General features: G+C 37.2%; 8 protein-coding genes and 3 tRNA genes. 4 read left to right on the top strand and 7 right to left on the bottom strand.

Annotation, left to right across the window (positions count from 1 at the left end; genetic code table 11):
• Nucleotides 1–109: 109 nt before the first annotated feature.
• The 5 genes from ACFSAV_RS06510 to wecA all read right to left on the bottom strand — a co-directional run bounded on the left by ACFSAV_RS06510 (nt 110) and on the right by wecA (nt 2,428).
• Nucleotides 110–186: transfer RNA gene (locus tag ACFSAV_RS06510), tRNA-Pro, on the bottom strand.
• Nucleotides 187–198: 12 nt separating this feature from the next.
• Nucleotides 199–274, bottom strand: a tRNA-His gene (locus ACFSAV_RS06505).
• 29 nt (nt 275–303) lie between these two features.
• Nucleotides 304–380 (bottom strand) — tRNA-Arg (locus ACFSAV_RS06500).
• A gap of 132 nt (nt 381–512) precedes the next feature.
• Nucleotides 513–1,352: an LPS chain length-determining protein gene (locus tag ACFSAV_RS06495; protein WP_379097601.1), complete on the bottom strand. Its 840-nt coding sequence runs from the start codon at nt 1,350–1,352 to the stop codon at nt 513–515.
• A complete protein-coding gene (wecA, locus tag ACFSAV_RS06490) occupies nt 1,352–2,428 on the bottom strand; it encodes a UDP-N-acetylglucosamine--undecaprenyl-phosphate N-acetylglucosaminephosphotransferase (protein ID WP_379097598.1) in 1,077 nt (358 codons plus the stop codon). The genes ACFSAV_RS06495 and wecA overlap by 1 nt, the downstream gene beginning before the upstream one ends.
• Nucleotides 2,429–2,557: 129 nt before the next feature.
• Between wecA and hemL the strand changes: the two genes are divergently transcribed.
• Nucleotides 2,558–3,850 (top strand): glutamate-1-semialdehyde 2,1-aminomutase, encoded by a 1,293-nt coding sequence (hemL, locus tag ACFSAV_RS06485; RefSeq protein WP_379097595.1) that lies wholly within the window; start codon nt 2,558–2,560, stop codon nt 3,848–3,850.
• Between the two features lie 58 nt (nt 3,851–3,908).
• Here hemL and glnD read toward each other — a convergent pair whose 3' ends face one another.
• Nucleotides 3,909–6,500, bottom strand: a complete 2,592-nt coding sequence (gene glnD, locus ACFSAV_RS06480; protein WP_379097616.1) for a bifunctional uridylyltransferase/uridylyl-removing protein GlnD — start codon at nt 6,498–6,500, stop codon at nt 3,909–3,911.
• A 59-nt stretch (nt 6,501–6,559) separates the two neighbouring features.
• Nucleotides 6,560–7,363: a type I methionyl aminopeptidase gene (gene map, locus ACFSAV_RS06475; protein ID WP_379097613.1), complete on the bottom strand. Its 804-nt coding sequence runs from the start codon at nt 7,361–7,363 to the stop codon at nt 6,560–6,562.
• A 140-nt stretch (nt 7,364–7,503) separates the two neighbouring features.
• On the opposite strand from map, the gene erpA reads away from it, so the two are divergent.
• From erpA to mrcB, 3 genes are read left to right on the top strand one after another with little or no spacing between them, the layout of a single operon-like run.
• Complete coding sequence (erpA, locus tag ACFSAV_RS06470; RefSeq protein ID WP_101775885.1) at nt 7,504–7,845, top strand: iron-sulfur cluster insertion protein ErpA; 342 nt, start codon at nt 7,504–7,506, stop codon at nt 7,843–7,845.
• A 1-nt stretch (nt 7,846) separates the two neighbouring features.
• The gene (locus tag ACFSAV_RS06465; RefSeq protein WP_379097610.1) at nt 7,847–8,203 is read left to right on the top strand and encodes a YacL family protein; all 357 of its coding nucleotides are present in this window, start codon (nt 7,847–7,849) and stop codon (nt 8,201–8,203) included.
• 27 nt (nt 8,204–8,230) lie between these two features.
• The gene (gene mrcB / locus ACFSAV_RS06460; RefSeq protein ID WP_379097592.1) at nt 8,231–10,561 is read left to right on the top strand and encodes a penicillin-binding protein 1B; all 2,331 of its coding nucleotides are present in this window, start codon (nt 8,231–8,233) and stop codon (nt 10,559–10,561) included.
• Nucleotides 10,562–10,621: the final 60 nt, after the last annotated feature.

The raw sequence follows: 10,621 nt of genomic DNA, 5'->3' as shown, positions 1-10,621 counted from the left end.
AATTTCAGTAAAGCACCTATTAAGACTTCATTTAATTTTTTTATATGAAATGTATCAACAAGTGCCCACACAGATTGTCTGTTTGATTGTTAAAGAACAAAAAAGAAATTGGTCGGCGAGATAGGATTTGAACCTACGACCCACTGGTCCCAAACCAGTTGCGCTACCAAGCTGCGCTACTCGCCGACTAGAAAAATTTGGGGTGGCTAATGGGACTTGAACCCACGACAACCGGAATCACAATCCGGGGCTCTACCAACTGAGCTATAGCCACCATATTTTGTTTTCATTGCATTGAACCTCTGGCACGCTCGACAGGATTTGAACCTGCGACCTTTGGCTCCGGAGGCCAACGCTCTATCCAACTGAGCTACGAGCGCTCATCGCGTCGTTGCGGGGCGTATATTAATGAGTTCCCAAACACTTGTCTAGTACTTTTTTGAAAAAAAAACTCATTAGATAGTTTTTTGTTCAATCTGAACAGGAGTTATTAAATATACGCCTATCTTTCATTAATTTAAAGCAGTTTGATTATTTTTACGTGAATTAAATATCAATAAAAATAATAGTGCAAAGAAAAATCCTATAAGCGCACCATATATTCCCCAGCACAAACGATTTGGTGAGACTGGCTTAATTGGCTGAGTGGGTTGTTTTGCATAACGATAAGCAGTAAATTGTTCATCTAATGGACTCACTGCTCTCATCATTTGTAGCTTACCTTGCCAATCTTGCGTAGAATCAACCACACTTTGTGCATTTCTGCCTAAATTAAATTCCGTTGCATTCTTAACCCGCTCAAACACAACTTTCCACTGTGTAATTAAATTACTATAAACAACTTTACGTGTTTCTTGATTGACATAATCAACAAATGTAGCAAGCAATTCTGTCGCTAATTTCGGATTTTCAAGTTCCAGACTCACTGTATCTGCAAATTCATTAGAATTAGCCATTTGAAATTTTATACTACTAACTAACTTTTCTAATAATGCAAGATCAATGTGCGTTTCACCAGTTTGTTTCTGTTTATAATACTCACTGGTTTGCCAAAAATAACGAATTCTATTTTCTGATATCAATTGTCTTGTAAATTCGTTATAAACAATTTCTGTATCGTCTAGCACATTATCTTTATTCTTAATGAATTGGTAGGTGGAAGAAAGTGAGTAATAATTGCCTAATGAAACAACATCGGGTCTTTCGACTTTTGCTTCAACAATCCAAGATTTGCTAACAGAAAAACTACTTCCGTAAGCAATGACAGCTCCTAATACTGTAACGCCAATAATAGAAAATAGATTTTTTAACAAAGTGCGGTCAATTTTTTCAAAATTTTCTGTTTGAGTCATTATTTGTTCCTTGTCTGAATGCGTTTTGCTCTACGCTTCATTCGGCGAATCCAACGTGTAATCCGCCATGCTCGAGTAATTGAGTAAGAGTACATAAAAAATAAAAGAATAAATCCACCAAACATGAACCATTCATTGATATAAAAAATTTCACCTAGAATCCCAATTGTTGCACAAATTACAGCAGCAAAAGTAATTAATAAAAATGCCTGCCTTGAAGTTAAACCTGCTCGCATCATAAGATGGTGAACATGTAGACGATCAGGGTGGAAGGGACTTTTGCCTTTACGTAAACGGCGGTACATAATTGCGACCATATCAATTAATGGAATCGCAATGATCCAAAGTGCTGTAACGGGATTCATTGGATGTCCTTTGCCCTGCGTACTCAACAATAAAATCCAAATAATAGTAAAACCAATAAGAGTGCTTCCAGCATCTCCCATAAATACTTTAAATTTAGCGCCCAGAGGAATACCGAGATTCATCATAAAATAAGGTAAGATAGCAATAATTAATGCAAAACTCCAATAAGCTAAATCAAGCTGGTTATCCATCACTAATAAAATACCAATTGAAGCAAACGCAACACTAGATAGTCCACCTAATAAGCCATCAATACCATCAATCATGTTAAAAGCATTAATTGCTGCAATAGTTGCTAATACGGTGATAATTAAGCCGATTGATCCTAATGTGAGTTGGAAAGGTCCAATAATCTGTCCTAAATGATCTAAATATAAATTACCAAGATCAATCATGAGCACCGCCAATATCGCTTGAATTCCTGCGCGTAAAAACGGGCTGATATCAAAACGATCGTCAATTATGCCAATAACTAATAAGACAAAAATACTAAATAGATAAAGTGCAGGTAAACGCATTTGTTCCCATTCTAATAGATAGAAACAAAGGTTACCGACAAATAAAGAAATACCGCCAATGAGTGGAATCGCGCCTTGATGTCGCTTACGATAATTTGGTTTATCAACTAAACCAAGCTTATTAGCAATAGGTCTCATCACTAATAATGTAAAAAAAGCACCTAAAAAAGTAACAAATAAACTCAATAGCATTGAATCTTTCCTTTGAATTTTATGCGCGAAGAATACCATAAAGCCTTTTTCTTCCATAAATATTTTTATCTATTTACCACTTTTTACAGTAAAATAAAAACAATTTGACGTGTAACTTAGGATTTTATTATGACAACATCAGCATCTTTATTTCAACGCGCGCAACAAACTATCCCCGGTGGAGTAAATTCACCCGTACGAGCATTTAAAAGTGTTGGCGGTACACCTGTTTTCATTGAAAAAGCGCAAGGTGCTTATATCTTTGATGCTGAAGGGAAACAATATATTGATTATGTGGGTTCGTGGGGACCTATGATTCTTGGGCATAACCATCCAGCCATTCTCAATGCCGTAATAAAAACCGCAAAAAATGGCTTAAGTTTTGGTGCACCAACACCGTTAGAGATTGAGCTTGCTGAACTAGTCTGCTCGCTGATTCCTTCTATGGAAATGATACGTATGGCCAGCTCTGGTACAGAAGCAACAATGTCGGCTATTCGTCTAGCTCGTGGTTATACTGGTAGAGATAAAATTATTAAATTCGAAGGTTGCTATCATGGACATGCCGATTCATTATTAGTAAAAGCAGGATCTGGCGCTCTTACTTTAGGTCAACCAAACTCTCCTGGTGTACCTGCTGATTTTGCTAAACACACTTTAACTTGTCATTACAATGATCTTGAATCCGTCAAACAAGCATTCACACAATTTCCAAACGAAATTGCTTGTGTCATTGTTGAACCCGTTGCAGGTAATATGAATTGTGTCCCACCCAAAGCAGATTTTTTACAAGGTTTACGTACTCTCTGCGATGAATACAATGCGGTGTTTATTATTGATGAAGTCATGACAGGTTTCCGTGTTGCTTTAGGTGGCGCACAATCTTATTACAATGTGAAACCTGATTTAACTTGTCTTGGCAAAGTCATTGGAGGCGGTATGCCGGTTGGTGCATTTGGTGGTAAAAAAGAAATTATGCAATTCATTGCTCCACTAGGTCCTGTTTATCAAGCAGGCACCTTGTCAGGTAATCCGATTGCAATGGCAGCGGGATTAGCTTGTTTAAATGAACTAAAAAAATCAGGTAATGAACAACGTCTTGCGATACAAACTGAAAAGCTTGCGCTCGGTTTAAAAACACTAGCAGATAAATATCAAGTTCCCTTTGTTGTGAATTATGTTGGTGGCATGTTTGGTTTATTTTTTACCGATAAAGCTGAAGTATCCTCCTATCAAGACGTAATGGCAGCTGACACGCAAAAATTTAACTTTTTCTTCCATAAAATGTTAGAACAAGGTATTTATCTTGCCCCTTCTGCTTTTGAAGCTGGTTTTATGTCTTTAGCTCATTCAGAACAAGACATTGAATCCACACTACGAGCCGCAGATATTGCATTTGCAGCCCTAGCCAGCAATCAATAACAAAATATGACAAAAACAAGACCGCACTTTAATAAGTGCGGTCACTTTTTATCAAATTTTAGCGCAGGACTTGATAAAGCCGTTCTTCTAACTGCGCTCTTTCACTGACAGTAAGAGCTTTATTCTGACTATTAGTTAAAATAAAGAAATCTTCTGCCCGCTCACCAATCGTAGTAATTTTCGCATTAAGCAAATTCAATTTTAACTCGCTGAATACTTGACTCACTTTAGCTAACAAGCCCGTTTGATCTAACGCAAATAACTCCATTTCTGTTTGATCTGTTCGGTTTTCTTTCAAAAAGCGAATCTCTGTCTTGACGCTAAAATGAATCAATTTAGGATTAGGCAATATGGTATTTTTTATTGGTTGAGGCGTTGAAAGTGCTTTATTCAGCGCTTTTTCTAAACTGCGACGACGTTCAAATTTTGCTAACTTACCATCTAATTCAGTCACAATAAAACTATCAAAAACATAACCATCATGACTAGTAATAATTTGTGCATCATGAATACTGAATTTTTTGGCACCAATCGTTGTCACAACTTTGTTAAATAAGTTCGGTTGGTCTTTACAGTACACAAAAATTTCAGTACCACCTTCTGAAAATCGGTTACTGATTTTAACTAATAATTCTTCATTTAATTCAGATAATAATTGTGTATGCCATGCAATTTGTTTTGGTGTATTACGTAAAAAATATTCATCTGGACATCTTTGCCAAATCTCAGTGATCTGCTGTTGATTATGTGCACTATTCTGTGCTAACAACAATGCCAATGCTTGTTGACGATGTGTATCAATTTTTTGTTGATGATCAAGTAAGCAATCCATACCTTGATCAAATTGTTGGCGAGTAAATTGGTATAAGGTTGCAATTAATGTGCGTTTCCAACTGTTCCATAACGTTTCATTCGTCGCACAAATGTCAGCAACAGTTAAACAAGTCAGATAATCTAAACGTACTTGATTTTGTACTGCGGCGGCAAACGCTAATACAACTTCAGGATCATGAATATCTCGTCTTTGCGCAGTCACTGACATTAATAAGTGTTGCTTTACTAACCATACTAATGTATGAATCTCACGCTGATCAAAACCATGTAATTCGGCAAACGCTGCCACATCAACGGCACCAAGCTCAGCATGATCGCCGCCTCTGCCTTTTGCAATATCATGGAATAATGCAGCAATATACAGTAAAGTGCGGTCAGTTAAGTATGGGAATATTTGACTGCATACAGGATGAATTTGTTGACTTTCAGGATCTAAAAAATATTCCAATTTCAATAAAGTACGTAACGTATGTTCATCAACAGTATAACAATGAAATAAATCAAATTGCATTAATCCTGCAATATGATGCCATTGTGGTAAATAAGCGTTTAATACACCATATTTATGCATAGGTACTAATGCTCGCTCAATTGCTTTAGGTTGATTAAATAAACGTAAGAATTTTTCTCGAGCAAGCGGCAAATCACTCAAATATCCGACTAATTGTTCAAGTGCAAGATGTAGCTGACGCAACGTTGAAGAATGAATATCAGCTTGATGATATTGTGTCAAATGAAAAAAAAGATCGAGAATTTGTTCCGGTTGTTGCACAAAAACCTGAGGCTGTCGTAAACAAATCGTATTATTTACTAATTGAAAATAACTATCTAAGATTTGTATTTGAGTAGTTTCATCAGTTTGTAAAAAATGTTCACGATAATGTTTTACTAACAAATCACTTAATAACGAAATTGTTTGCAAGGCTTGAAAAAATGTTTTCATCATTTTCTCGACCCCTTGATTTGCATCTCCTTCAAACCCTAATAATCCAGCAACTCGAATTTGTCGTTCAAACAAAAGCCGATTGTCATAGCGTTTTAAAATTAAATGCAAAGCAAAACGTACTTGGAATAAGAATTGCTGACTTTCTTGTAACAACTCGTATTCTTCAGGATAAATAAAACCTGATTTTAAAATATCATCTAAGTTTTTCGCGCCAGTATGGCGTAATGCAATCCAATACAATAAATGCAAGTCACGTAAGCCACCCGGACTGTGTTTAACATCAGGTTCAAGGTTATAACTTGTATTATGATAACGTTGATAACGTGCAGCACGCTCTTGTGTTTTAGCCTTAAAAAACGCATCACATGGCCAAAAGTCAGCTTGTTGGACAAGACGTGTTAATTGATTAAATAGTGCTTGATTACCAGTTAAATAACGCGCTTCTAACAAGTTCGTCGCGATAGTAATATCTTGCAGCCCCTCTAATTTACATTCAGCCAAAGTGCGTACTGCATGCCCTACATCAAAACCACTATCCCATAAAAATTGTACGAATTGACTAATTTTCTGTGTGGTTTCTTGATCCAATTTTTGCTCTGTTAAGATTAAAAAATCCAAATCTGACAAAGGGAACATTTCTTCACGACCATATCCCCCAACTGCGATAAGGGTTAATTGTGAATGATCTGCTAACTGAAATTGTTGCCAGAGATCGCACAAAAGTTGATCACAAAATAACGTGCGATTTGCAATTAATTCATATACTGAAAAGTCTGTAAAATGTTGCTGTTCAAAGCGCTTTAAACTTTCTTTCTGAATTTTGACTGCACTTGCACATAATGTTGTGACAGGAGAATATGAAAAAAGCATACTTGCCTCAATATCAATATAAAAAATGGCTGAAAGTTCGGCCATATTATTTATCTTATTTACTGATTAATCATAATACGTTCAATACGTCCTGCCGCAATTTCTTCATCGCGGATGGTCATGACTTCACAACCCGTTTCCGTCACGACAAGCTGATGTTCATATTGTGCAGAATGGCTACGATCTTTTGTTTTGACGGTCCAGCCATCCTTCATTAAGCGCACTTCTTTTTTGCCTGCATTGATCATGGGTTCAATTGTAAACACCATACCCGGCTGTAATATCACACCACCATCATCGGCATAATAATGTAATACTTGTGGCTCACAATGAAACTCCGATCCAATACCATGTCCACAATATTCACGTACAACGCTAAATCCTTGGCTCTCAGTATATTTTTGTACTGCACGACCAATTTCATTTAAACGTATACCCGGCTTAACTGTTCTTAAGCCAACATACAAAGCTTCTTGTGCCGCTTCACAAAGTTTTTTACTACGCAGATTAGTTTCGCCAACAATATACATTTTCGAATTATCACCAAAATAACCCTCTTTGATAACTGTGACATCAATATTAACAATATCACCATACTTGAGAATTTTATCTTCACTTGGAATCCCATGGCAAACAACTTCATTAATAGAAATACAAGTCGCTTTAGGAAAACCGTGATAACCAAGGCAAGCTGGAATGGTTTTTTGCTGCTCTACCATATATGCATGACAAATACGGTCTAATTCGCCTGTACTCACACCTGCTTTAACATAAGGTTCAATCATCACTAATACATCTGAAGCCAGTTTACAAGCTTCACGCAATTTCACAATTTCTTCTTCTGTTCTTAATGGAATTGCCATATTAAAATTTTTCTCCATAAAACTCAGTTGTACAAGAATTATAACACCATCTCCCGCAAAAATCCTTGATAAATTCTTGAACGGATTAGTTGGTTATTAGATAATACACAAATTCAATTGAAATTATAGTGAGATAAATTATGACAGATATTTCCGTGCCACTGATCTTCACTGACGCGGCTGCGAATAAAGTAAAAGCACTTATTAGCGAAGAAGAAAATCCAAACCTAAAATTACGCGTATATATTACAGGTGGCGGTTGTAGTGGTTTCCAATATGGCTTTACTTTTGACGAAAAAGTCAACGAAGGAGATCTTACTATTGAGAAATCGGGTGTACAGTTAGTTATTGATCCAATGAGTCTACAATATCTTATTGGTGGTACTGTCGATTATACCGAAGGTTTAGAAGGATCGCGCTTTATCGTCAATAATCCCAATGCGTCCACAACCTGTGGCTGCGGTTCATCATTCAGTATTTAATATGGACTTTCAATTTATTTCTCAATTAGGCACCATTGTGGTTCAGTGTTCTATGGGACACGAAGCCGTTGCTAACTGGTTTAATAGTGAAGTGCGGTCAAATTCGGATAAAATTCAGTGCGCACTTCATCAAATCCAAACGCTCAAGCCGCAACAAGAACTCACTTTAATCGGTCACGAATATACGCTGTTTATTAATCAACAAGAAATCATGGTACGTGCCAATAATTTAGCTGTTGATAGCGATCAGCCTCTTGAAGATGACTTCCATTATTATGATGAAGAAAGCATTGCTTTTTGTGGCACTGATGATTTTATTCATTTCTTACAATCTTATTTAGATTTTATTCAGCAATAATTCATCGCCTCAACTCGAGAATGTCCTATGTCAAAAGCGAAAAAAACGAAACTAACACAAAGAAAACCTTGGTGTATTTTTTTCATTAAAGTCGCCTTCACTTTGACTTGCCTGCTGACCTTCTATGCGGTGTATTTGGACTGGCAGATTAGGACGAAAATGAATGGACAAATTTGGCGACTTCCAGCAGAAGTATATAGTCGAATTGAAAGTATTCGTCTTGAAGATAACCTGGCATTTGAGCAAGTAAAACAACTATTATTAGATAATGAATACCGCCAAACTAAGCTCATTGCCGCACCTGGCGATTTTAAAATTGAAGACAATACTATTGTTTTATTACGCAGAGCTTTTCCCTTCCCAGTACAACCAGAGGCACAACGTGTTTTCCGTTTACGCTTTCAAAATGGACAATTAAATGTCATTGAAGATTTAATTAACCAGCGTACTATTTCAGAATTTCGTCTAGCCCCTAAATTGATTGCGATGTTGCAATCAGATAAAGAAGAGCGTCTTGCCATTGCGCTACAAAATTATCCACGCTTACTCATTGACGCATTATTATTAACTGAAGATCGCCGCTTTTACCAGCATGAAGGCATTAGTTTGCTTGGCATCGCACGTGCGACAATTACCAATATCCAAGCAGGGCATACGGTACAAGGTGGTAGTACCTTAACACAACAGCTCGTCAAAAATCTTTTTCTGAGTAATGAACGCACCTTAACACGTAAAATCAATGAAGCCTTAATGGCGGTTATTCTTGATTGGCGTTATGACAAAAATCGGATTTTAGAAACTTATCTGAATGAAATTTATTTAGGGCAAAGTGGTGATACACAAATCCATGGTTTTGAGTTAGCCTGTCATTTTTATTTTGGACGCTCAACACGCGAAATTAGTCTTGACCAAATTGCTTTATTAGTCGGTATGGTAAAAGGACCTTCTTTATATAATCCATGGCGTAATCCTAAAAATGCTTTAGAGCGTCGTAATGTGGTTTTGCGTTTGTTATTAGAGCATAAAGTAATCGGCGACGAACTTTACCAAATGCTAGTTCAGCGCCCATTAGGAGTGCAAGAACGCGGGCAAATAACACGTAAATACCCTGCCTTTATGCAAACACTGCAAGCAGAACTACGCGAGCAATTAGGTGAAAGTAAAGCCAGTAATTTATTAGGGGCACGTATTTTTTCGACTTTAGATAGCAAACAACAGACTCATGCTGAAAATGCCGTTGTCAGTGCGACTTCTACTTTGCAAGCGAAGCATAAAAATCCACATTTACAGGCAGCAATGGTTATTGCAGATTATCGTTTAGGTGAAGTCCGTGCATTAGTTGGTGGCTTACAAACACAATATGCAGGTTTTAACCGCGCATTAAGTGCTAAACGTCAAATTGGTTCATTAGTTAAACCTTCTATTTATTTAACCGCACTTGCACAACCAGATCGTTTTCGACTAAATACACCAATTCAAAATCAACCAATCACGATTAATATTAAAGGGAGCCCACCTTGGCAGCCGCGTAATTATGATCGCAAATATAGTGGCTCAGTCATGTTGATGGATGCTCTTGCTCGTTCATTAAATATTCCAACTGTGAATATTGGTATGCAAGTTGGTTTAACTAATGTTATTGAAACACAACAAAAAATGGGCTGGGATAAAATAAAAATTCCTAAAGTACCATCAACTTTATTAGGTGCTTATGCTATCTCACCTTATGAAGTCACACATTTATACCAAGTCATTGCGAACCAAGGGCAAAAAATCCCATTAGCGACTATTGATAGTATTACTGATCAACAAGGTAACTTATTATATCAACGTCGTTTAGAACCAGAACAAGTGGTCCCTGCAGAAGCCGCCTACCAAACATTATATGCCATGCAGCAAACCGTTGAACGTGGCACAGCACGTAGCTTACAAAATCAATTTGCTCATTTACATTTAGCGGGAAAAACCGGCACAACAAATGATGCAAGAGATACTTGGTTTGTAGGTATTGATGGTACACACGTCACTACGGTTTGGTTAGGGCGTGATGATAATGCAGAAACCAAACTGACAGGTGCTTCTGGTGCGTTACAAATCTATCGTGACTATGTACAACGTAACGTCACTCTCCCTCTTAGCTTAGCGCCATTAACAACAATCAAATGGGTCGGCATTAATGAACATGGGGGGTGGGATTGTACAAGCCCACGTAAAATTCCAGTGTGGATAAATAAGGAGCAATCTTTCTGTCAATCTACTGAGTCCGCACCACGTCAACCTAGTGTTTGGGATGTTCTCAGCCCTGAACATAATTCATCGGATCAGTTAGCGCCAGTAGAAGAAGCCACTGCAAACTAATACAAAAAGTGCGGTCAAAATTTTTAAAATTTCGACCGCACTTATGGTTATAATAGGTGA

The sequence above is a fragment of the Pasteurella oralis genome (assembly GCF_042681465.1).
GTDB lineage: Bacteria > Pseudomonadota > Gammaproteobacteria > Enterobacterales > Pasteurellaceae > Pasteurella > Pasteurella oralis.
This window is presented reverse-complemented; position numbering and strand designations above follow the sequence as displayed.

Coding starts and splice junctions, on each gene's coding strand:
- ACFSAV_RS06495 (WP_379097601.1), bottom strand. CDS start 1,352: ATGACTCAAACAGAAAATTTTGAAAAAATTGACCGCACTTTGTTAAAA.
- wecA (WP_379097598.1), bottom strand. CDS start 2,428: ATGCTATTGAGTTTATTTGTTACTTTTTTAGGTGCTTTTTTTACATTA.
- hemL (WP_379097595.1), top strand. CDS start 2,558: ATGACAACATCAGCATCTTTATTTCAACGCGCGCAACAAACTATCCCC.
- glnD (WP_379097616.1), bottom strand. CDS start 6,500: ATGCTTTTTTCATATTCTCCTGTCACAACATTATGTGCAAGTGCAGTC.
- map (WP_379097613.1), bottom strand. CDS start 7,363: ATGGCAATTCCATTAAGAACAGAAGAAGAAATTGTGAAATTGCGTGAA.
- erpA (WP_101775885.1), top strand. CDS start 7,504: ATGACAGATATTTCCGTGCCACTGATCTTCACTGACGCGGCTGCGAAT.
- ACFSAV_RS06465 (WP_379097610.1), top strand. CDS start 7,847: ATGGACTTTCAATTTATTTCTCAATTAGGCACCATTGTGGTTCAGTGT.
- mrcB (WP_379097592.1), top strand. CDS start 8,231: ATGTCAAAAGCGAAAAAAACGAAACTAACACAAAGAAAACCTTGGTGT.